The sequence below is a fragment of the Streptomyces sp. TRM49041 genome (assembly GCF_008271805.1).
Lineage (GTDB): Bacteria > Actinomycetota > Actinomycetes > Streptomycetales > Streptomycetaceae > Streptomyces.
The window spans coordinates 24,141-45,622 of sequence record NZ_VSRY01000164.1; the positions used below are offsets into that span (position 1 = coordinate 24,141).

15 protein-coding genes, 1 tRNA gene and 1 riboswitch are annotated in these 21,482 nt (G+C 73.4%); of the genes, 9 read left to right on the top strand and 7 right to left on the bottom strand.

Annotated features, from left to right (window positions below; all coding sequences use genetic code 11):
• Positions 1-49: 49 nt before the first annotated feature.
• From FVS66_RS27935 to FVS66_RS27955, 5 genes are read left to right on the top strand one after another with little or no spacing between them, the layout of a single operon-like run.
• Entirely contained in the window at positions 50-1,345 is a 1,296-nt protein-coding gene (locus tag FVS66_RS27935; RefSeq protein ID WP_149184010.1) for an ATP-grasp domain-containing protein, read from the top strand.
• Positions 1,342-2,709 carry an MFS transporter gene (locus tag FVS66_RS27940; RefSeq protein WP_149184011.1) on the top strand — a complete coding sequence of 456 codons (1,368 nt, stop codon included), beginning with the start codon at positions 1,342-1,344 and terminating at the stop codon, positions 2,707-2,709. The genes FVS66_RS27935 and FVS66_RS27940 overlap by 4 nt, the downstream gene beginning before the upstream one ends.
• Before the next feature lie 40 nt (positions 2,710-2,749).
• On the top strand, positions 2,750-3,706 hold the full coding sequence (locus FVS66_RS27945) for an alpha/beta hydrolase (RefSeq protein WP_149184012.1): 957 nt from the start codon (positions 2,750-2,752) through the stop codon (positions 3,704-3,706).
• Positions 3,693-4,964: an ATP-grasp domain-containing protein gene (locus FVS66_RS27950; protein WP_149184013.1), complete on the top strand. Its 1,272-nt coding sequence runs from the start codon at positions 3,693-3,695 to the stop codon at positions 4,962-4,964. Before FVS66_RS27945 ends, FVS66_RS27950 begins: the two co-directional genes overlap by 14 nt.
• Before the next feature lie 44 nt (positions 4,965-5,008).
• The gene (locus FVS66_RS27955; RefSeq protein ID WP_149184014.1) at positions 5,009-5,683 is read left to right on the top strand and encodes a LysE family transporter; all 675 of its coding nucleotides are present in this window, start codon (positions 5,009-5,011) and stop codon (positions 5,681-5,683) included.
• Here FVS66_RS27955 and FVS66_RS27960 read toward each other — a convergent pair.
• Positions 5,631-7,946, bottom strand: coding sequence for a BTAD domain-containing putative transcriptional regulator (locus FVS66_RS27960; RefSeq protein ID WP_149184015.1), 2,316 nt, complete (start codon positions 7,944-7,946; stop codon positions 5,631-5,633). The genes FVS66_RS27955 and FVS66_RS27960 overlap by 53 nt on opposite strands.
• A gap of 509 nt (positions 7,947-8,455) precedes the next feature.
• Here FVS66_RS27960 and FVS66_RS27965 point away from each other — a divergent pair.
• From FVS66_RS27965 to FVS66_RS27975, 3 genes are all read left to right on the top strand, one after another.
• A tRNA-Met gene (locus tag FVS66_RS27965) sits at positions 8,456-8,529 on the top strand.
• A gap of 114 nt (positions 8,530-8,643) precedes the next feature.
• Complete coding sequence (locus tag FVS66_RS27970; RefSeq protein ID WP_149184016.1) at positions 8,644-9,798, top strand: PP2C family protein-serine/threonine phosphatase; 1,155 nt, start codon at positions 8,644-8,646, stop codon at positions 9,796-9,798.
• 224 nt (positions 9,799-10,022) lie between these two features.
• Positions 10,023-10,159: riboswitch (cyclic di-AMP (ydaO/yuaA leader) on the top strand.
• Positions 10,160-10,171: 12 nt separating this feature from the next.
• A complete protein-coding gene (locus FVS66_RS27975; protein WP_149184017.1) occupies positions 10,172-11,293 on the top strand; it encodes a M23 family metallopeptidase in 1,122 nt (373 codons plus the stop codon).
• 256 nt (positions 11,294-11,549) lie between these two features.
• Here FVS66_RS27975 and FVS66_RS27980 read toward each other — a convergent pair whose 3' ends face one another.
• From FVS66_RS27980 to FVS66_RS27995, 4 genes are all read right to left on the bottom strand, one after another.
• A complete protein-coding gene (locus FVS66_RS27980) occupies positions 11,550-12,899 on the bottom strand; it encodes a PrsW family intramembrane metalloprotease (RefSeq protein WP_149184018.1) in 1,350 nt (449 codons plus the stop codon).
• A gap of 147 nt (positions 12,900-13,046) precedes the next feature.
• Positions 13,047-13,793: a tRNA (guanosine(46)-N7)-methyltransferase TrmB gene (trmB, locus tag FVS66_RS27985; RefSeq protein ID WP_262387257.1), complete on the bottom strand. Its 747-nt coding sequence runs from the start codon at positions 13,791-13,793 to the stop codon at positions 13,047-13,049.
• A gap of 188 nt (positions 13,794-13,981) precedes the next feature.
• Positions 13,982-15,172 carry an L-2-hydroxyglutarate oxidase gene (gene lhgO / locus FVS66_RS27990; protein ID WP_149184022.1) on the bottom strand — a complete coding sequence of 397 codons (1,191 nt, stop codon included), beginning with the start codon at positions 15,170-15,172 and terminating at the stop codon, positions 13,982-13,984.
• A 225-nt stretch (positions 15,173-15,397) separates the two neighbouring features.
• Positions 15,398-17,056 carry a sporulation protein gene (locus tag FVS66_RS27995; RefSeq protein ID WP_149184023.1) on the bottom strand — a complete coding sequence of 553 codons (1,659 nt, stop codon included), beginning with the start codon at positions 17,054-17,056 and terminating at the stop codon, positions 15,398-15,400.
• Between the two features lie 705 nt (positions 17,057-17,761).
• Between FVS66_RS27995 and FVS66_RS28000 the strand changes: the two genes are divergently transcribed.
• On the top strand, positions 17,762-19,879 hold the full coding sequence (locus tag FVS66_RS28000) for an asparagine synthase-related protein (protein ID WP_149184020.1): 2,118 nt from the start codon (positions 17,762-17,764) through the stop codon (positions 19,877-19,879).
• 56 nt (positions 19,880-19,935) lie between these two features.
• On the opposite strand, the gene FVS66_RS28005 is transcribed toward FVS66_RS28000, so the two are convergent.
• Both FVS66_RS28005 and FVS66_RS28010 read right to left on the bottom strand, forming a co-directional pair.
• Positions 19,936-20,622 (bottom strand): hypothetical protein, encoded by a 687-nt coding sequence (locus FVS66_RS28005; protein ID WP_262387254.1) that lies wholly within the window; start codon positions 20,620-20,622, stop codon positions 19,936-19,938.
• A partial coding sequence (locus tag FVS66_RS28010; RefSeq protein ID WP_187645724.1) for an NPCBM/NEW2 domain-containing protein occupies positions 20,619-21,482 on the bottom strand: 864 nt, incomplete at its 5' end. The genes FVS66_RS28005 and FVS66_RS28010, both read right to left, overlap by 4 nt.

Below are 21,482 nucleotides of genomic sequence, written 5' to 3' on the forward strand. Positions count from 1 at the left end.
CGAGGAGTGCAACGGCCGGAGCCGTGCCGGTGTTCTACAGGCTGACGACGTGTGCACCGAAGAGACGAGCTACGACATGCGAGGAGAGCGCAACATGCCGTGGGACGGTGAGAAGCCGCTGCTGCTGCTGATCGGCAGCAGCGGCCGGGTCAGCAGGGAGTTCATACTTCGGACGGTGAGCCGGCGCTACGCGCTCTGGCTTCTCCAGCCCGCCCCTGTGACCTGGGAAGAGCCGTATGTCGTCGGGAACACCGTCGTCGACAACACGCGCCCGGAACCGCTGATCGACGCCGCCCGGCGCGTGGCCGCCGAGCACGAGGTGACCGGCGTCTTCTGCTACGACGAGGGCCTCGTCACCCCGGCCGCCCACGTCGCGCGGGCGCTCGGGCTGCCGGGCAACTCCCCCGAGGCCGTCGCCGCCTGCCGGGACAAGAACGCCACGCGGATCGCGCTGGAGAAGGCCCGGGTTCCCCAGCCGGCCTCCATCGGGGTGCGCTCCCTGCGGGAGGCGCGGGCCGCGGCGGAGAAGCTGGGCTTCCCGGTCGTCCTCAAGCCGCGCGGGCTCGCCGGCGGGATGGGCGTACGCAGGGCCGACGGCCCCGACGAGGTGGAGAGCGCCTACCGGGCCGCCGCCGGCGCCTCCTACCCGGGCGTCCCCGTGTTCGACGTGTCGGTGCTCGTGGAGGAGTACGCCGACGGCCCCGAGATCAGCGTCGACGCCGTCTTCTTCGAGGGGGAGTGCGTCCCGCTCGTCGTGGCCCGCAAAAAGGTGGGGCTGGCCCCCTTCTTCGAGGAGACCGGCCACGAGGTCGACGGAGCGGACCCGCTGCTGTCCGACCCGGAGCTCATCGAGGCGCTCCGCGCGAGTCATGCCGCGCTGGGGTTCCACACGGGCGTCAGCCACACCGAGTTCCGGCTCACGGCGAACGGCCCGCGCCTGATGGAGGTCAACGCCCGGCTGGGCGGCGACATGATCCCCTACCTCGGGGAGCTGGCCACGGGCGTCGACGTCGCCATGGCGGCCGCCGACGCCGCGGCGGGGCGCCGCCCGGACACCACGGTGCGCCACCGCAAGGCCGCGGCGATCACATTCCTCTACCCGGAGCGGGACATCGAGATCGAGTCCGTCACCGTGCACGAGGACCGGTTGACGCCGGAGATCCACAGCGCCACCGCGATGGCCGGCTCCGGCGCGGTGCTGCGCCTGCCGCCCCGCGGCTACATCTCCCGCTACGCCCGGGTCATCGCCCTGTCCGACTCCGGCGACCTGGCCCGTACCGCCCTCCGCCGCGCCCCGGAGATCGTCGAACTCGTGGGCCGCCCGGCGGAGGTGCCGACCGCGTGAGCACCACCGAACAGACCTCCCCGGAGGGCCCGAAGGCCGGCCGGCCGTCGATCAGCCAGACCCTCCGGGGCATTCCCGGCCCGATCTGGCTCGTGCTGATCGGCATGCTCATCAACCGGCTGGGCAACTTCCTGCAGATCTATCTGGTGCTGTACCTCACCGACAAGGGGTTCAGCGTCTCCGCCGCCGCCTTCGCGCTCGGCGCCTACGGCGTGGGCTCGGTGATCGGTGTGCTGCTGGGCGGCTCGGTCTCCGACCGGGTCGGCTACGCGTGGACCATCGTCGGCTCCATGGCACTCGCCGGTCTGCTCACGCTCAGCCTGGTCTATCTCAGCAGTCTGCCCCTGGTCATCGTGGTGTCCGCGGTCATCGGCATGGTGGCGCAGGCATACCGCCCCGCCTCCTCGGCCCTGCTGGTGGAGTGCACCCCGGAGGAACATCATGTGATGGTGTTCGCCGTGTACCGCATGGCGTTCAACCTCGGTACGACGGCGGGCCCGCTGCTGGGCGCCCTGCTGATCACCTACTCGTACGACCTGATGTTCTACGTCGACGCGGTGACCTCGGTGGGGTTCGCCCTGTTCGCCCTGGTCCTGGTGCGCTACGGCGGGTCGAGAGGCACCGCCGGGCCGGAGGAGGACGGCGCGGGCCGGTCGTACCTCGTCGTGGTGCGCGATATGCGCTACATGCTGTTCCTGCTGGCGCTGTTCCTCAACGCCGTCGTCTACATCCAGCACACGTCCGCGTTGCCGCTCCAGCTCAAGGCCGACGGGCACGGCGAGACCTTCTACTCCAGCCTGCTGTCGCTGAACGCCCTCATGGTCATCTGCCTGGAGCTGCTGTTCACCAAGTACGTGCAGCATCTCTCGGGCCGGGTCGCGGTGGCGCTCGGCATCGGCCTGGTGGGCGTCGGCATGAACCTTTACGTCGCCGGACCGGGCATGGCCATGTTCGTCGTCGCGACGGTGGTGTGGACGGTCGGCGAGATGATCGGCACCCCGACAGCCTCCGCCTGGCCCGGCCGAGTCGCCCCCGCGCACCTGCGGGGCCGTTACATCGCGGCCGCCGCGTTCCCCATGCAGATCGGGTACGCGGTCGGCCCCGTGATCGGGGTCGCGGCCTGGCAGGCGTCGTCGGCGTCGGTGTGGTGGCTGTGCGGGGTGCTGACCGTGGTGGCCGTGATCGCCACGGTGTTCGGCATGACCGAGCGGCGGCCCGACGCGGAGGCGGAGGCACCGGCGGCCCCCGACCCGGCTGACCCACAGCAGGCCGGCACCGAGCCGGCCGACCGACAACAGGCCGCCCCGGACCCGGCGGGCGCGGTCGCTCCGCAGTCCAGGACGGCTGCCGCTGACACCCCCTGACCCTCATCCCGCACCGATCCGGAAGCGAGCGAAGCAGCGCATGGCCTACGCAGATGGCATCGAGAAGTTCGTGGACACGGTGAACAGCGCCCTGCCGCCGGACTTCTACACCTACCCCGTCGAAGAGCAGCGCGTCCTGTACGACTCGCTGACCGAGGTGCTCCCGATCCCCGTGCCCGAGGGGGTCCGCCACCGGGACGAGACCGTCACCCACGAGGGGCGCACAGCCCGGATCAGGATCTACGAACCCGCCGAACGCCGCGGCGACGCCGTGCTGTTCTACATACGCGGCGGCGGCTTCGTCATCGGTTCGCTCCACAGCCACCACAGCCTGGTCGCCGAACTGGCCGACCGAACGGGCCTGGTGGCGGTCGCCCTGGACTTCGGCATGGCACCGGAGAACCCGTTCCCCGGCCCCCTGGAGGACTGCTACGCGGGCCTGTGCGGCACCCTCGCGAACCTGCCCGCACTCGGCCTCGACGGCCTCGACCCGGAGGCCGCGGTGCTCTGCGGCGAGAGCTCCGGGGCGAACATGGCCGTCGTCCTGTCGATGATGGCGCGTGACCGGGGCGGCCCGAGGCCGCGCGGCCAGGCGGTGATCAGTCCCGTGCTGGACTTCACCCGCTGGCGGCACGGCGGAGAGGACGCGCCCCTGCTCTCCGGCGGCGAGATGGAGTTCTACACGGCCTGCTACTGCCCGCGGCCCGAACAGGCCGAGGACCCGTATGTCTCGCCGCTGCTGCGCGGCGAGTTCCACGGCCTGCCGCCCGCCTACGTCGTCGGCTGCGAGATGGACTCCCTGCGCGTCGACGCCGAGAAGTACGCCGCCCGGCTGCGGGAGAACGGCACGCCGGTGGAGTACGCGGCGGAGGACGGCATGGTGCACGCCCCGGTGCGCGCCCGCCGGGTCAGCGAGTCGGCCGGGGAGTTCTTCGAACGCTACTGCGCGGCCGTGGCCGGCCTGGCCGGGAAGGGAGCCGTCCATGACGAGCGCTGACCCCGGCGAGGCCGGGGGGCGGGGCCCCTGCGTCATCGTCGACCCCTACTCCTCGGGCGCGCTCTTCGCGGACGCGCTGGCGCGGCACGGCGTCCCCGTCGTGGCGGTGGTCACCGGCCCCCGGCCCCCGGACGCGTACGCCTCCTCCTACCGGCCGGAGGACTTCCCCGACATCGTCGTGTACGACGGGGATCTCGACGCCGTCGTCCGGCGGTTGCGGGAACTGTCGCCGCGGTGCGTCATCGCCGGCTGCGAGTCCGGTGTGGAGCTCGCCGAGCGGCTCGCGCCGCGCGTGGTGCCCGAGCGGTGCAACGTGCCGGAACTGGCCGGCGCCCGACGGGACAAGAGCGACATGGTGGACGCGGTGGCGGCGGCCGGCCTGCCGGTCATCCCGCAGATCTGCACGGCCGACGCCGAGGACGTGGCGGCCTGGCTGGAGCGGGAGGGCCTCACCGGGGCGGACCTGGTCATCAAGCCGCCGAAGAGCGCCAGCACGGACGGCGTGGTCAAGCTTCCGGGCGGCGAGGACTGGCGGGCGGTCTTCCACCGCCAGATCGGCCGGGTCAACCAGTTCGGCGAGGTCGACGACCGGCTCGTCGTACAGAAGTTCGTCACGGGGACCGAGTACGTGGTGGACACTTTCAGCCACGACGGGAAGCACTCCCTGGTCGATGTGTGCGCCTACGGCAAGGTCGACAACGGCCCCCACATGGCCGTGTACGACACGATGCGGTGGCTGCCCCCGGACGCCCCGGCGCTCCCCGGCCTGACGGAGTACGTCTTCGGTGTCCTGGACGCCGTGGGCGTCCGCTTCGGCTCGGCCCATGTCGAGGTGATGGGCACGCCGGACGGGCCCCTGCTCATCGAGCTGGGCGCCCGCCCCCACGGCGGCGGCCAGCCCCGCTTCAACCGCAACGCCACCGGCGACAGCCAGATCGACCGGACGGTGCGCTGGCTGACCGGCGGTGAACTGCCGCAGAGCTATGAGCTGCTCACCCACCAGATGTGCGTCTTCCACATCGCCCGCCGCTCCGGGACGGTCCGCGACACGGCGGTCCTCGACGGGATACGCGCCCTTCCCAGCCACCACTTCTCGGTCCAGAACCTGTCCGACGGCGACCATGTGCCGGTCACCAAGGACCTGGTCGACAGCCTCAACTTCGGGTTCGCGATCCTCGCCCATCCCGACGGGGACCAGCTCCGGCGGGACTACGAGGCCATCCGCGCGTGGGAACGGCGACTGGTCATCGGGGGGTAGCGATCAGCGTATTCGCGTTCCTGACCAGCTCCCTGGTGGTGATCATGGCGCCGGGTCCCGATCTGGCGCTGATCACCCGCCTGGTGCTGAACCACTCCCTGCGGGTGGCCGCCGCCGGGGCGGTCGGGATGATCCTGGCGGGGGCGGGCCAGGCCGCACTGGGCGCGGCCGGGCTGGCCGCGCTCCTCGCCGCCCGGCCGGGCCTCTTCACGGCGTTCCGCTGGGCCGGCGCGGCCGTCCTGTTCGTTTGGGCCTGTCTCGCACTGCGGGCGGCCCTGCGGCCGGCCACCGCGGACGGAGGAGACGGAGGCGGCACGGCGTCGTCGGCGGAAGCGGCGGGGGAGCGGGGCGGGGAACCGGCCGGGGTGCGGGGCGGAGAACCGGCCGGGGTGCGGGCCGCGGTGCGGGCCGGGGCCCGGTCCCCGGTGCGGTCGGCGTTCGTACAGGGGCTGTTGTGCACCGGCTCCAACCCGAAGGTCGGCATGTTCCTGATGGCCTTCCTCCCCCAGTTCGTGCCCCCTGGAGTGGACCCCGCGGCGGGGGTCGCGGCCCTGGCCGCCTGCTATCTGGCCATGGGACTGCTCTGGCTCCTGATCTGGATGAGGCTGGTGCACCGACTCGCCCGGTATATGCACTCCGCGCGGATGACCCGTATCACCCATGGGCTCACGGCCGCCGTCTTCGGAGTGTTCGCGTTCCGCCTGGCCCTCGGCGGATGACCTCTGCTCCTCCGCCGCAGCTCTGCCCGCCTCCGATCGTCTGGAGATGTTCCGTGTCGTCGTCCTTCGCCAGCGCCGCCGCGTAGCGGAGCAGGGGGTCGGGAACGGTGAACCGCCCGGGCGCGGACTCCAGGAGCAGACTCGCGTCGACCAGGCGACGCAGCTCGCGCATCGCTTCCGGCGGCGCCGTCCCCGCCAGGTCCGCCACGGTGTACGCGCTGATGTTCCTTCCCTCCATCCTTCCGAGAAGGCGGAAGTAGCGGCGTGTGGGACCCGGCAACGCCGCATAGGAGAGCGCGAAGGACGCCTGGACCGAGGCGAACAGGTCGTCGCCGTCGGCCCGCGGTTCCCGGAAGAGGCCCGTGCCCTGGAGCTCCACGCAGTACTGGGTGACGCTGATACGGGGATACTCCGCGAGACGCGCCGCGACGATCCGGATCGCCAGCGGCAGCCCTCCGCAGTGCCTGCCCAGCGCCATGGCGGCGAGCGGCTCGGCCTCGATCCGGCGCTGCCCCAGCAACCGGGCGAGCAGGGCGAGCGCCTCGTCCTGGCCGAGCACGTCGAGGCCGACCCGCAGTACCCCTTCCCTGGCGACCAGCCCGGACAGGGTGTTGCGGCTGGTGATGAGCACGGCGCATCCGGAGTCCCCGGGAAGCAGCGGACGTATCTGGCTCTCCTCGCGCGCGTTGTCGAGCACGATCAGGACGCGTCTGCCGGACAGCCGGGTGCGGTACAGGTTCGCGGCCTCGTCCGGGTTGTCCGGTATCTGGCCGTGCGGGACGCCGAGAGCGCGCAGGAAGGAGGCGAGGGCCTCCCAGGCGCGGAGCGGGCGCCGGAGGGCGTGGCCGTGCAGATCCACATACAGCTGCCCGTCCGGGAAGCGGCCCCGCACCCGGTGTGCCCAGTGCAGGGCCAGCGCCGTCTTGCCCACGCCGGGAAGACCCGTGATCAGCGCGGCGGGGACCTGGCCTCCGCGCTCGCCGGGGGCCAGGAGCAGTCGGTCCAACCGCTCCAGCTCCGCGGTGCGGCCCACGTAGTCCGTGGGTTCGGCCGGCATCTGCGACGGTCTGGCCGCGGGCGACGGCACGACCCTGGCCGACGGCTCCACGAGGGCGGCCTGCTCCGTGGTGGCGGCCCGCCCCGTGGTGCCTGCCCGCTCCATGAAGGCGGGCCGCTCCACGGGGATCGCCTGAGGGCCGGCCGCCTTGGGCCGCGTCGACTGCCCCTGCCTGGGCCAGGGCAGCTCCTGGTGCAGGACCCGCAGATGGGCGCGGCGCAACTCCTCACCCGGTTGGATGCCCAGCTCCCGGTCGAGTCTGCGGGTCACCTCCGCGAACACCTTCAGCGCCCGCGACTGCTCGCCGCAGCTCGCCAGCGCCAGCATGAGCCGCGCCTGAAGCCCCTCGTGCAGCGGCTCCTCCCCGGTGGCGGTGTGCAGCGCCTGGACCACCTGCTCGGGCTGCCGCAGCCGCATGGCGAGATCCGCGTAGAGCAGCAGGCTCTCGACGCGCTGCCTGGCGGCGGCCGTGGCCGCCGGATGCTGCGTCAGCAGGGGTACGTCGGCGAGGAGCGGGCCACGCCAGCAACGGCACGCGAGCCCGGCCAACTCGTGCGCGGCCGCCGTGTCCCCGGCGTAGTGTGCCTGCCGTGCCCTGGCGGACAGGTCCTGGAAGCGGGTCAGGTCGAGTTGGTCGCGGTCGATGGACAGCATGTATCCGGTGTGGGTGCGTGCCAGGTGCGAGGAGGCGGTCGCGGCCCCCTGCCCGGAGCCGGGGGGCTGCAGGAGCCTGCGGACCTGGCTGACGTATGTGTGGATCAGGTTCTGGTACGACCGGGGCGGCTCCTCCGGCCACAGCGTACGAGTGATCTCACCGAGGCCGGCCGGCTCCGGGTGGTGCAGCGCCAGCAGCGCCAGCAGCCGCCGCACCTTGGGAGCGCGGACCTCCCTGCCGACCCCGCCGTACTCGACGGACAACGTGCCGAGAACGCCGATGTGGAGCCTCGCGTCAAATGGACGGGCGGCCGGCTTCCGCTGCGGCACCGCTAACTCACGGGCCTCGTCGACATCGAGCCCCAGAAGGTCGGCCAGACGCCGTACGGTCCGGGTCTGAGGTCGTCGTACCCGGCCGTTCTCCAGGTCGCGCAGGACGCGCACGCTCACCCCGGACTTCTCCGCCAGCTGCCGTTGGGTCAGCCCCGCGCGGCCCCTGAACGAGCGCAGTCGCTCCCCGAACGACCGTGCTTCACCCTGCTTGAGCATCATCCCCCTGTCCCCCCTGGTCGCCGTGCCATAAGTCACTTGATGATGCTTTTCGTGCGACGTTCAGCGGAAGGAGCGAGGCGACAGTGATTGAAGTCCGCCCCACAGCCAGTGTGCGTCAAAAGGCGGGAAAGCAGAGGAGCAACGCTCTTTTCTCGCCGCGGCCGTGGCCGCGGTCGTGCCCGTTCCGCCGGGAGGCGGTGCGGTTCTCCTGTTGTCGGCTACCGGCTACCGGCTACCGGCTGTCCGCTCGCCGCGCGCACCGCGCCGCCCGCTGACCGCGGCGGGGTTCCGGGAGGTCGAGGTGACCCGTACGACGTGGATCGTGCGCGGTCGGGAAACAATTCGGTGCGGATGTCGCCACCGCCGCCACACCGCCCTGACCTGGTGTTCTGCGGGGCGGGGGTCTTCCGCGGACCGGCTGCGGACCGGCCGTGGACGGGTCTCGGCGTGCGTGCGGGGCGGATATGTAAATGATCTTCGCTTGGATGGCGTAAGGTTGTGTTCACCGACGCGGGGTGGAGCAGCTCGGTAGCTCGCTGGGCTCATAACCCAGAGGTCGCAGGTTCAAATCCTGTCCCCGCTACTGAAGACGAAGGCCCGGTGCGCTGAGCACCGGGCCTTCGTCGTGTGCGCGCCCGCTTCGCCCGGTCGGCCGAGACGGGTCGCCGGGCCGCGCCGCTCCCGGCAGCCTGGGACGGTGGGGCAGCGAGCTGAGTACGGCGACGACGACGGCGGTGCCCGGGGCGGTGCCGAGCACGGCGGCGTCGCCCGCCGGGTCGTGCGGGGCCTGCCCGCACTGCTGCTCGTCGGCGGTGTCGCGTACGACCTGGCGACGCCGCCGCCGTTCACCGCCGTACCGTTCTTCGTCGCCGCGCCGCTCATCGCCGCGCCCCTCTACACGTTCCGCGCCACCTTCGTCCTGGGGGTCTTCGCGGTCCTCGCGGTGATCGCCCCGCATCTCGTCGAGACGCCGCTCGGCACCGTCTCGGCCATGACCGAACTGTTCACGGTGGTCACCGTCGGCGGGCTCGCACTGCTGATCAACCGGCTCGTACGGCGTAGCGGTGAGCGGCTGGCGTCGGCCCGGGTGATCGCGGAGACCGCGCAGCGGGCGGTGCTGCCGGTGCCCGCCGAACGGGTCGGCGGGCTGCTGGTGGCGGCGCGTTACGAGGCGGCGCAGGCCGACGCGTTCATCGGCGGCGACCTGTTCGCCGTGCAGGACACCCCGCACGGCGTCCGCCTGATCGTCGGGGACGTGCGCGGCAAGGGCATGGGCGCGGTGGAGGCGGCGGCGATCGTGCTGGGTGCGTTCCGGGAGGCGGCCGAGCAGGAGAGCTCGCTGGAGGCGGTCGTGCAACGGCTGGAGCGGGCGCTGGCGCGGGAGGGCACGCGGCGGGACGGGCTGGACGCGGTAGAGGGCTTCACGACGGCGGTCCTCGCCGAGATCCCGCGCGGCAACGGGACGGTACGGGTGGTGAACCGTGGGCATCCCGAGCCGCTCGTGCTGGACGCCGACGGGGGCGTCGGGGCGCTGGAGCCGCCCGAGCCCGCACTGCCGATCGGCATGGGCGAGCTGGGGACGTGGCCGGACCGAGCGTACGAGGTGCCGTACCCGGCCGGGGCGACGCTGCTGTTCTACACGGACGGGCTCACCGAGGCGCGTGACGCGCACGGGACCTTCTACGACCCGGCCGCGTGGCTGGCCGGGCGGAGCTTCCCCGGCCCCGGCGCTCTGCTGGACGCCCTGGTCGACGACGTGCGGCGGCACACGGGTGGCGGGGCGACCGACGACATGGCGCTGCTGGCGGTCAGCCGGCCGTCCGCTTCCTCGGCCACCGACCACGCTGTGTGAGCGCAGGAGAGCCCTCCGCATAACATTTGACATACAGTCAGAAACTGTGAGCAGGGAGTGGGGCGCTGATGTGGCGTCAATTAGTCAATGAATGTCCGGCTATGGCGCACTTGGTCTGCACCTGGTTGGGCGATGAATCAAGAGAACAGCTTGGAATACCGCCCCGGTGTCTATTAACGTTCGATAACGCAGCGCGGTCGTATCAGTCGTCGCAGAGGCGGCACCGTGCGCATGCGCCGAATCCCGCAAGGGAACCGGGGAACCACCGCATTTGGGGTGAATCGGGCCTTTATCCGGCCCGTAGGAGACCTTCCTGCTCCGAACCCGTCAGCTAACCCGGTAGGCGGTGAAGGAAGGAAAGGAGAGCGCCCCCGTGGCGTCCAACAGGCCTGCCCCCGAAGCCCCCTTCGGCCCGTACGAAACGCTCGGCCACCTCACTGCTTCGGGACTTGACGACGCCGCAGCGCCCGCGGCCACCGCTGAGTGGAACCCCACCGAGGAGTCCGTCCGCCCCGTGCGCGGCCGGCACCGTGTCGTCAAGCAGCGCGGCGGGCTCGCCCGCAGCTCCACCGTCCTCGGTGTCGGCGTCATCGCCGCCGTCGGCGCGGGCGGCATGGCCACGGCCCAGGACAAGCCGCGGATCGCCATATCGCTCCCGGACGTCGACCTTCCGGACGTCTCCTCCCTCCCCGGCGTCGGCAGCCTGGTATCCGACGACGCCGACGAGGCGGGCGCCGATTCGGAGCAGGACGGCGCCGGCTCCAACAACCCCGGCCCGCTCACCGCCGCGCTGTCCCTGGCCACCACGGACGACGGCGCCGGCGCGCAGAGCGCGGACACCGAGGCCGACGCGGGCGAGGCCCTGCGCACCCGCATCCTCCAGCAGGTCGAGCAGCAGCAGGCATCCGCCGAGGCCGAGGCCCAGGCGGCCGCCGAGAAGGCCGCCGCCGAGAAGGCCGCCGCGGACGCGGCCGCCCAGCAGGCCGCCGCCGAGAAGGCGGCCGCCGACGCCAAGGCCGCCGAGGAGGAGCGCAAGCGCGCCGAGGCGGAGGCCGCGGCCAAGGCCGAGGCCGAGCGCCTGGCCAAGCTCGCCGCGAGCTACGCCCTGCCGACCTCCTCGTACACGATCACCTCGACCTACGGTCAGGCCGGCTCCATGTGGTCCTCCGGCTACCACACGGGCCTCGACCTCGCCGCGCCCACCGGCACCCCGGTCAACGCCGTCCACGGCGGCACCATCAAGTCGGCCGGCTGGTCCGGGTCGTACGGCTACCGCATCGTCCTGGAGCTCGAGGACGGCACCGAGATCTGGTACTGCCACCTCTCGTCCATGACCGTCAGCGCCGGGCAGACCGTCGGCACCGGCGACACCATCGGCCGCGTCGGCGCCACCGGCAACGTCACCGGGCCCCACCTGCACCTCGAGGTGCACACGGCCGACGGCGGCGGCATCGACCCGCTGGCCTGGCTGCGCGGCAAGGGCCTCACCGTCTGACGCCGGGACCTCCCCGGCACCGGTTCATCCGACCCCGGCAGCCCCGGCGGCACACCCCCCGACGCCAGGGCTGCCGGTCTTTCGCGCGCGGTGACGTCCGCGTGCCGACCCGCCGGAACCGGCCAGGCAGGAACCGGCTCCGCCGGCTCCGCCGCACCGGCGTCCCTCGCCGGGCCGGCGTCCCCGGCCGTCCTTCCCCCCTCGTACGGCCCCCCGCGGCGCCCCCCCCGCGCAGCGCCCCCCCCGTACGGCTCCTTCAGTACCGGTAAGGGTTGTAGCCGGCGTAGTCCCGGTGCGGCGGCGGTGTCCACACGCGGCCCGTCGCGCGGGCCGCGAACGTCAGCGCCGGACCGGCTATCTCCTTCCGCTGCCACATGTGGTGCAGCAGCTCCTGCTCCCGTGCCATGAAGTCCGGGTCCGCCGCGCCGCGCCGCGCCCGGTGCCGCAGGAACGCCAGCGTCGTCGCGAACGCCTCGTACTCGCCCACCGACCGTGCCGCCGCCGGGCCGAAGGCGCGCGCCGCGTAGTCGCGGGCCAGGCTCCGAGCCCGCATCGACGACAGCGCGAGCGGCTCGTCGGACGTGAGCCAGCCGGCCGCCGCGTACGCCGGGAGCTCACCGGATATCGTGCGCAGCTCGCGCTGCCGCGTCCATATCGCCAGCCACGTCAGCAGCGCCAGCGCGGGCAGCATGAAGGCCCCGTACACGGCGATGAACCCCCACGGCCCGAACGTCGTCGAACCGTTCCACAGCGCGTGCACACCCATCGCCAGGACCAGGCCCAGCAGCGGCAGCACCACCCGCGACACCTTCCGGCGGCGGGCCGTGACCGCGGCGAGGCCGAAACCGATGCCGGTGAGCACCGTGAACAGCGGGTGCGCGAACGGCGACATCACGACCCGTACGAAGAACGTCGCCGCCGTGACCGACTCGATGCCGGACGTCCCGAACTCCTGGTCCTCGCCGAAGGCGCTGCCCAGATAGAGGATGTTCTCGGTGAACGCGAAGCCGGTCGCGGTGAATCCGGCGATCACCACACCGTCGACCAGACCCGTGAAGTCACGTCTTCGGAAGAGGAAGATCAGCAGGATCGCCGCGGCCTTCGCGCTCTCCTCCACGACTGGGGCGATGACCGTCGCGCCGAGCGTGTCCGCCGACGTCGGGTCGGCGGTCGCGGTGGCGATCCAGCGCGTCGCGAACGTGTTGGCGACGATCGCGACGAGCGCCGCCGCGAACGCGCCCCAGGCGAACGCGAACAGCAGGTTCTTCCAAGGGCCCGGCTCCACCCGGTCCAGCCAGCGGAACGCCGCCATCAGCAGCGGCACGGGCAGCAGGGCCAGCCCCAGACCGACCAGGAAGCCCGCCGTGCCCGTCTGCTCCCGCACGAGAGCGAGGATGACCAGGGCGCAGATCGCCAGCACCAGGCTCACCGCCGAGGCCCGCACCGCCTTGCTGCGCCAGACGTGCCGCGGCTTGTACCGCCAGCGGGCCCGCTCGGGCACGGCGTCGAACGACGGCTGCGGATGGTACGCCGGAATGGCCGGCTGGGCGGGGCCGGCCGGCGGAGGGGTCCGCGGCTCGAAGCGGTGCGCGTGCGAATCAGACACCCGACCGACCCTAGACGGCGGCAGTGACAGTCCGCGACCGTGTTGTGGACGGTTGCGGCAGGGCTGTTACGCCGGCCGGCACCGGCGTTCCGTACTCGGCGTTCCGTACTCGGCGGTCAGCACCGGCGGCGCGGATGCTGCCCGCGGCTACCCGCGGGCGAACAGCAGGTCATGGACGACGTGGCCCTTGTCCAGGCCCTGCCCCTCGAACCGGGTGAGCGGCCGGAACTCCGGCCGGGGCGCGTACCCGCCGCCGGGCACCGTGTTCCCGAAGTCCGGGTGTGCGGTCAGCACCTCCAGCATCTGCTCCGCGTACGGCTCCCAGTCCGTCGCGCAGTGCAGGACCGCGCCCGGCTTCATGCGGGTCGCGAGCAGGCTCAGGAACTCCGGCTGGATCAGCCGCCTCTTGTGGTGCCGCTTCTTGGGCCACGGGTCGGGGAAGTACACGCGTACGCCGTCGAGCGCGGCGGGCGGCAGCATCTCGCGCAGCAGGATGATCGCGTCGCCGTTCGCGACCCGTACGTTCGTCAGCCCGGCCCGCTCGGCGAGGCCCAGCAGGTTGCCCTGGCCCGGGGTGTGGACGTCCACGGCGAGGATGCCGGTCGACGGGTCGTCGGCGGCCATGCGCGCGGTGGCCTCGCCCATGCCGAAGCCGATCTCCAGGACGACCGGCAGCCCACCGAACATCTCGTCCAGGTCCAGGACACGCTGCCCGTCGATGTCCAGGCCCCAGGAGGGCCACAGGCGGCGCAGGGCGTCGGCCTGACCGGCGGTGACCCGGCTGCGGCGGGGCTGGAAGCTGCGGATGCGCCGCTCGAAGTGCGACCCGGCCGGGTCGGGCGACGGGCCGGTCCCGTCGGGGAACATCCGGCTGCCGCGCCGCGCGGCGGGCATGCCGGACTCCCCGCCGGGAGCCTGGGGCGCCTCGGGTACGGGAGCCACCGCCGGCGCTTCCGGCGCGGCAGGAGCCTCGGGCGCGGCAGGAGCCTCGGGCTCGGTGCGGGCGGGGTACGTGGGGGGCGTGCTCAACGCGGTCTTCTCGGACACAGTGCTGTCGATTCTACGAACCCTTCCCGGAACCCCTATCCGTCCAGGTGCGCCAGGGCCCGCCGCGCCACCTCCCGCCCGATCGGCAGGGACGCCGTGGCCGCCGGTGAGGGCGCGTTCAGCACGTGGACCGTACGCGGCGCCTCCCGGATCAGGAAGTCGTCGACGAGCGTCCCGTCCCGCAGCACCGCCTGCGCCCGCACCCCCGCCGGTGCGGGCCGCAGGTCCTCGGTCTCCACGGCCGGCAGCAGCCGCCGCACCGCGTCCGTGAACGCCCGCTTCGACAGCGACCTGCGCAGCTCGCCCGCCCCGTACCGCCAGTGCCGCCGGGCGATCGTCCACGAGCCGGGCCACGCCAGCGTCCCGGCCAGCTCCCCGGGCCGTACGACCGGCCAGCGGTAGCCCTCGCGGGCCAGTGCGGGCACCGCGTTAGGCCCGACGTGCATGCCCCCGTCGACGCCGCGCGTGAGGTGCACGCCCAGGAACGGGAACGCCGGGTCCGGCACCGGATAGACCAGCCCCCGCACCAGCTCGGGCCTGGCCAGCTCGTAGTACTCGCCCCGGAACGGCACGATCCGCATGCCCGGCTCGTCGCCCGCGAGCCGGGCCACCGCGTCGCAGTGCAGCCCCGCGCAGTTCACCAGCACCCGCGCGCGCACCACCGCGCGGTCCGCCGTGCGGACCGCCACGCCCCAGGGGCGCCGGTCGACGGCGGTGACCCGCGCCCCGTACCGCACGTCGGCGCCGGACGACTCGGCGAGCTGCGCGGCCACCGCCCCGTAGTCGCAGATCCCGGTCGTGCCGACGTGGATGGCGGCCTGCCCCCGCACCTGTGGCTCGTACGCGCTGATCTGCGCGGGGCCGAGCTCGTGCACCGGGATGCCGTTCTCCCGGCCGCGCTGGACGAGGGCGTGCAGCCGGGGCAGCTCGGCCCGGTCGGTGGCGACGATCAGCTTGCCGGTGACCTCGTGGGGCAGCCCGTACTCGGCGCAGAACTTGACCATCTCGGCCGCGCCCCGCACCGCGTACCGGGCCTTGAGCGAGCCGGGCCGGTAGTAGATGCCGCTGTGGATCACGCCGCTGTTGCGGCCCGTCTGATGCCGGGCCGGTCCGGGCTCCTTCTCCAGGACGGTCACCCGGGTCCCGGGCGCTGCCCGGGAGAGCGCGTACGCCGTCGACAGCCCGATGATCCCTCCGCCGATCACCAGGATGTCGCAGTCGAACATGCCGTCGCCGAACCCGGACACCTGTGCCACCTCCCACCCCGATAGTGCACTGGCCCGCTGACAACGCCGTTAAACCAGGCGAGGGAGGCGGTGGGAGATGGATCACGCCAGGTGGACGGGGGTGTTCCGAGGCAGGCCGATGTGTCCCGGGCCGTCCGGTGCGTTCCGCTGTGGGTCCGCCCGGTGGGCCCCGCCCGCTAGGCCCCGCCCGGTGGGCCCCGCCCGCTAGGCCGGGGCCATCAGCAGCGGCCGGGCCCGCTCGCGCAGCTCCGCGACGCGCGGCTCGTCGCCGTACGGCTCCAGGCGGTGCAGCAGATCCCGTACGTACTCGGTCGTACGGGCCGACGAGATCCGCCCGGCGACCTCCACCGCGCGTGTGCCCGCCGCGCAGGCCGCGTCGAGGTTCCCCGACTCCAGTTCGGCCACGGCGCTCACCACCAGTCGTAGACCGTGCGAGCGTACGAACTCCTCCGTCGGCCGCGACAGCGCCTGCTCCGTGAAGCGGCGTACCTGCCGGGGCGCCTTCAGGTCCCGGTAGCACTCGGCGGCGTCGGCGGCGAACCGGTCGTACGAGTAGAAGCCCAGCCAGGACGGGTCGGCGTCGCCGTCCCGCGACCGCTCCAGCCACCCCTCGGCGGCCTTCAGGGCAGCCCCGGCCGCCGCCGCGTCGCCCGCCTTGGCGTGGGCCCGCGCCTCCACGAGCCGGAAGAACGACATCGTGCGCGCCGTGGCCAGCCCGCGGTTCCGCTCCAGCGCCGCCTGCGCCAGGTCCACACCCTCGTCGGCGAAGCCTCTGTACGTGGCCTGCAGTGACATCGACGCCAGTACGTACCCGCCCAGCGGCACGTCGGCCGCCGCGCGCGCGAGCCGGAGCGCCTGGATGTAGTACCGCTGGGCCGCCTCCTGCTGGCCGGTGTCGAAGGCCATCCAGCCGGCCAGCCGGGTCAGCTCGGCGGTCGCCCCGAACAGGGCGCGGCCGACCTCGTCCGAGTACGAGCCGAGCAGCAGGGGCGCGGCATCCACGCGCAGGCACTCCGGGACCATCGAGGAACGCCAGTCCCCGCCGCCGTACTTGGAGTCCCAGCGCCGGGCGTCCTCGGCGGCCTCCCGAAGCTTGGCCACGTCGCTGTGCCCCACGCGCGCGTGCCCCTCCGGAGGGGGCTCGTCGACCGTCGCGACGGGTGTGGTGACGACGGCTCCCGTGGTTGCGGCCGTGCTCCCCGCGGGGGCTCCCGCTCCGTTCGCCGCGGCTCCGGGCGGGCCTCCCGCCGCTTTACCGACCGCGGCGGCCCCGGCCCCGGTGTCGGCGCCCGCGCCGCCCGGTCCCGATCCGCCCGGCCCAGGCCCCTGTCCTGGACCCGTGCCCGTGCCCGTCGCAGCGCCGTCCGCCGTCTCCGCGCGCGTGACACGCCGCTCCACGGACGGGTCGGCCGGCGTGATCAGCCAGCGCGACGCGGGAGTCGCGTACGCGCTCACCGCGAACGACCCGGCCAGGGACTGCCAGATGCCGCCCCCGCCCGCACGGCGGCCCGCCAGGTCGAGCCGGTACAGCTCCGTCGCCGACTTGACGGCCTCGCCCACGTCGCGCGGGAACGCAAGCCCGACCTCCGGCGCCGGGTCGGCGTCCGCGAGGCCGATCTCGTGCAGGGGCACGGGTCGGCCGAGCTTCTGCCCGATCGCGGCGGCGATGAGGTGCGGCGCGGCGCCCTGCGGAATCATGCCCTTGGACACCCACCTGGCCACCGACGTCTTGTCGTACCGCAGGGTCAAACCGCGTTGTGCCCCGAGGTCGTTGACGCGCCGGGCCAGTCCGGCATTGCTGATCCCGGCGAGGGCGAGGACGGTGCCGAGCTTCTCGTTCGGTCCGCGTAGCTCCCTGGACATGCGCCACCCCTCGACACCCAGACGGCCGCCGCACTGCCAGGCATAGGCGCGCGGCATTCGTAAACCCAGCGTAGTTCGCCGCATCCCTACCGTTAAGAGGCGGTGTTCCCTATGGCGGGATTGTTGTGCGTACGGGACGTCGGCGTGCGCCCGACTCCCCGTCGCCGTGCTCCCGGTGTGTGGCCGTGCGCCCGCCCGTGCGCTCTGGCCGGTCTTGTGGGGGGAGCGCTTCCATGGTGCTGCGTGGGTCGGCCCGCTGGGCGGAAACCAGTGGGCTGGGGGACACCGTCGCCTCATTCCCCGCGGGCGACGGACCGGTCCGGGGGGCGAGCAGCGCCCCTCGGATCGCGCGTGAGAACAACAGTTGAGACCAAAGTTGTTGATAAACGTACGGTCTGGTGGGCGCGGAGAATGGCTGAATGATGCCCATCGTTCGACCGGTCGAACCACCCGGATTCAGAACGGAACTGCCTGATCCGAGTCCCCGCGGAGGGAGTTGACCGGCACCACAACCACGCCGTCACCACATCGCCAAATGCCAGGGGCGCGTTCCCGTTTACGTGCGCGCCGCCCTGAGGACCTCCTGTGCGCCCCTTGTCGTGGCAGCATGTCTCCATCGGCACCCTCGACGCACGCGCCGCCCTGGCGGCACGCGCCGAGCGAGCCGCGAGTGGCTGACGATGTCCACAGGCTGTGGAGGCGGCGATGCGCTGGCTGGTGGGATGGAGCAGTATCGCCGCGAGCTTCGGCACGGTAGGAGCCGTCAGCGACGCCGACGACGGCCCCACCATGCAACCCGTCGGCGGGCAACTCCTCTGGGGCGACCCCGACCCCCTCTGGGCCGTCGGCGACTGGCGCCCCGACGAGATCCGCGTCGTCACCGTCGCCCCCGACATCCGCCTCGCCGTCCTCGGCTGCTGCGCCGCCACCGACGAGCAACTCAAGGTCGGCCTGTTCGCCGCACGCGGCGGCGCCCTGCGCCACCTCACCGCCTGGCCCGGCAGCTACACCGCCGTCGTCCAGACCGGCCGCCGCATCACCGTCGCCGCCGACCTCGCGGGCGCCCGCCCCGTCTTCCACACCCCCTGGGCAAACGGCACCGCCTACGCCACCGCCGCCCTCCCCCTCGCCGACCTCATCGAGGCCCAGCTCGACATCGGCCACCTCGCCGCCCTCCTCGCCTGCCCCGAAACCCCCGAAGCGCTCCGCGACTCCACTCCCTACGCAGGCGTCAAACGCGTCCCGCCCGGCCACGCCCTCGTCCTCCGCGAAGGCTCCCGCGAGATCACCGGCTACGAACCGGTCGCCTCCCTCGCCGTCGCGGCTCCCCAACTCGAACCCGAACGCGCCGTCGAAGGCGTCCGCGACGCCCTCGTCGAAGCCGTACGCGCCCGCCTCACCGCCCCACGCCACGCCCCCGTCACCCTCCCGCCCGACCCCGGCCCCGTACCCGGCATGGGCCCCGCCGACCGTCGCGCCGCCCGCGGCGACGCACCCGCCCCCGGCATCGGCGCCGACCTCTCCGGCGGCAGCGCCTCAAGCACCCTCGCCCTCCTCGCCGCAGGACTCCCCGGCGTACCCGGCACCATCACCGGCCACGGCGGCACCGGCGCCGGCGAACGCCTCCTCGCCGTCACCTTCAACGACCTCACCACGGCCACCCGCGAACCCGGCCACACCGCCGAACTCGAACGCGCCCGCGCCCTCGCCGAGAACCCCCGCCTCCACCACGTCGTCGTCGCCGCGGCCGACGAGGCCCTTCCGTACACCGACCTCGAAGGCCCCCTCACCGACGAACCGGGCCCCGCCCTCGTCACCGCCGCCCGCCACCGCCGCCGCCTCGCCGCGGGCAGCGCCGACCACCTCACCGGATACGGCGCCCGCCAAGTCCTCGACGCCCACCCGGCCCGCCTCGCCGACCTCCTCATGGACCGCAGACGCCGCCATCTGCTGCGCCCCGTCACCGCCCTCGCCCGCGCCACCGGCCCCTCCGCCGGCTCCCTCCTCGTCCCGCTCACCGTCTACCGGGCCGCCCGCCGACTCGCCCGCACCCCCTACCGCGCCGGGCTCGAAGCCGCCGCGGGCCGCCTCCTCGACGCCAACCGCGCCCTCGCCGTCATCAGCGACCCCGGCGGCCCCCTCGACGCCTCCCTCGCCGCCCTCGCCTGGTCCCGGCCCGGCCCCGCCGCACGCTGGCTCACCGGCGAGGCACTCGCGGAGGTCTCGGTCCGCCTTCACTCGGCGGCCACCCGCCCCACCTCCGTCCAGCGCCCCGGCGAGGCCCGCGCCCGCGCCGCCCTCGCCCGGCACGCCGCCGACCACCGCGTCCTCGACCAGGCCGCCGAAATCCGCAGCCAGCGCCTCCACGCCCCCTTCTTCGACAACCAGGTCGTACGCGCCTGCCGCGACCTCCCGGAGTCACTCCGCGTCCGTCCCGGCGCCCGCGCCGACATCCTGCGCGCCGTCCTCGCCGGCACCGGCATCCACGACCTGCCCCCCGGCTGGGGCACCCCCACCCCGGCTCCCTCGCCGACCGCCGTACGCGCCGGCCTCCGCGTCGCCCTCCCGCAGCTGCTCACCCTCTTCGATGCGCCGCTCCTCGCCGACGCCGGACTGATCGAGGCCCGCGTCGTCCGCACCGCCCTGCGCGCCGCCGCCGACGGCGAACCCGTCGCCCTCGACGGCCTCGCCGACCTTGTCTCCACCGAACTGTGGCTACGCCGCCTCCTGGCCCGCCGCGGCACCTGCTGGTCCGGCACGGCCGCCCCACGGCGCCGCGCCGTCGCCGCGGGCGTACCGCTCCGCCCGACGCTCCGCTCGTAGACCGACCGGTCGGGCCCGGTACGCCCGTCCGCGCCTGCCCGGTACGACCCTCTGCGTCAGCCCGGTATCAGGTCACCGAGGGCATCGGCCATGAGCAGCCACATCGGCTGCGCCCCGGTCCCGAACGCCGCGGCGAGCGCGTACCCGAGCGCCGCCTCCACCGCCCGCACTCTGACGCCCTCCTCCCACCGGGCCAGGACGACACCGTCCCCGTCCGACGAGAAGCCCCCGATCCGCTGCCTGCCGCGGAGCAGCCGGCTCTCCGCCATGGAGTCGGGTACGAGCCGGTACACGATCCCGTCGTACGGGACGTCCACCCGGAACGACCCCCGCGTCAACCGCCCCTTCCCGGGCCTGATCGGCACGTCGGCGCCGTCGACGGTGAGCGAGAGCAGCGCGCCGTCGCGCGTACCGACGGGAATGTGCGCGTCGACCCGGTCTACGCCGTCGGCCCGCCGGACGGCGATCCCCGGGACGGCATCGCCGTGGACGGTCACCGCCCCGCCGACGGTGTCCAGCGAGACGCGGATACCCCCGAAGAGAACGTCCTCGGCGACTCTCACAACGGCGCTGTACGCCTCACCCGCCTCACCCCCCTCACTCGACTCAGTCGCCGTACCCGTCGCGGTCGGCTCGTCGCGCTCCACGCGTTCCCCCTGCTGCTCATGGTCCTGTGACGGTTGGTCGTCCGCCGGTACCAGCATGACGTGGCCGCAGCCGACGCTCGGCTCCGGCTCGGTCACTTGCCCGAGCAACTGATGCGGGCCTCCGCCCAGTCGGCCGACGTCACCGCGCCGAACCGTCCGGCGGGCTCCGCGACGAGCCGGATCGACTTACGGCCCGCGATGTCGACGCGTACGGGCACCGCCGGTTCGCCGCCGGCGACGACGGGCGAACGCCAGAGCCGCACCCCGTCCCCGTACACGGAGAACCGGACCGACCCGAGCCTCCTCGACATGTCGTCGACTCCGACGAAGGCCGCGTAGGTGGAGCACTCGCGGTTGAGGTCGATGGTCACCGACGACCTGGGGTGCACGGTGATGCCGTGCGCGTACGTCCTGCCGCCGATGGACATCCCGTACCGCTGCCACAGCCAACTGGAACCGCCGAGCCGCAGCTCCGGGCCGGTGTGGTCGCCGAACACGTTGTACTTCAGTCGGCTGACCCGGTACTCGGCGGCTGGCGCGGGCGGTGGTGTGGGCGTCGGTGTGAGGGAGGGCGTGGGGCGCGGTGGCGCCTCCGTCGGACCGGGCGTGCCCGTCGGACGACCGGGCGTCGGCTGCGCGGACCGCACCGGCGTGGAGGTGGGCGCCAGGGTGTGAGTCGGCGTCGGCGTCGGCGTCGGCGTCGGCTTCGGGGCGGGAGCTGCCTGCGGGGCGGGCGGCGGCTCGGGCGCCGGTGACGACGTGGGAGGTACGAGCGTCGGCAGCGGCACGACGGGCTGCGCCGCCGGGGGCCGCGCGTCCTGCTTCGGCGCGGGCTCGGGGAAACCCGACAGGGCCCACAGGAGCGCGGCGGTCGCCGACACGGTCACAGCCGTGGCGATCCCGGCTTTGGAGAGGGCGCCCAGTCCTTCCGCAACAGCTCCTCCGGCGGCCCCCCC

What these genes read in the sequence shown, in the direction of transcription:
- FVS66_RS27945 (WP_149184012.1), top strand. Translation starts at nt 2,750, where the DNA reads ATGGCCTACGCAGATGGCATCGAGAAGTTCGTGGACACGGTGAACAGC.
- FVS66_RS27950 (WP_149184013.1), top strand. Translation starts at nt 3,693, where the DNA reads ATGACGAGCGCTGACCCCGGCGAGGCCGGGGGGCGGGGCCCCTGCGTC.
- FVS66_RS27955 (WP_149184014.1), top strand. Translation starts at nt 5,009, where the DNA reads ATGGCGCCGGGTCCCGATCTGGCGCTGATCACCCGCCTGGTGCTGAAC.
- FVS66_RS27960 (WP_149184015.1), bottom strand. Translation starts at nt 7,946, where the DNA reads ATGATGCTCAAGCAGGGTGAAGCACGGTCGTTCGGGGAGCGACTGCGC.
- trmB (WP_262387257.1), bottom strand. Translation starts at nt 13,793, where the DNA reads ATGCCCGCCGCGCGGCGCGGCAGCCGGATGTTCCCCGACGGGACCGGC.
- lhgO (WP_149184022.1), bottom strand. Translation starts at nt 15,172, where the DNA reads ATGTTCGACTGCGACATCCTGGTGATCGGCGGAGGGATCATCGGGCTG.
- FVS66_RS27995 (WP_149184023.1), bottom strand. Translation starts at nt 17,056, where the DNA reads ATGTCCAGGGAGCTACGCGGACCGAACGAGAAGCTCGGCACCGTCCTC.
- FVS66_RS28000 (WP_149184020.1), top strand. Translation starts at nt 17,762, where the DNA reads ATGCGCTGGCTGGTGGGATGGAGCAGTATCGCCGCGAGCTTCGGCACG.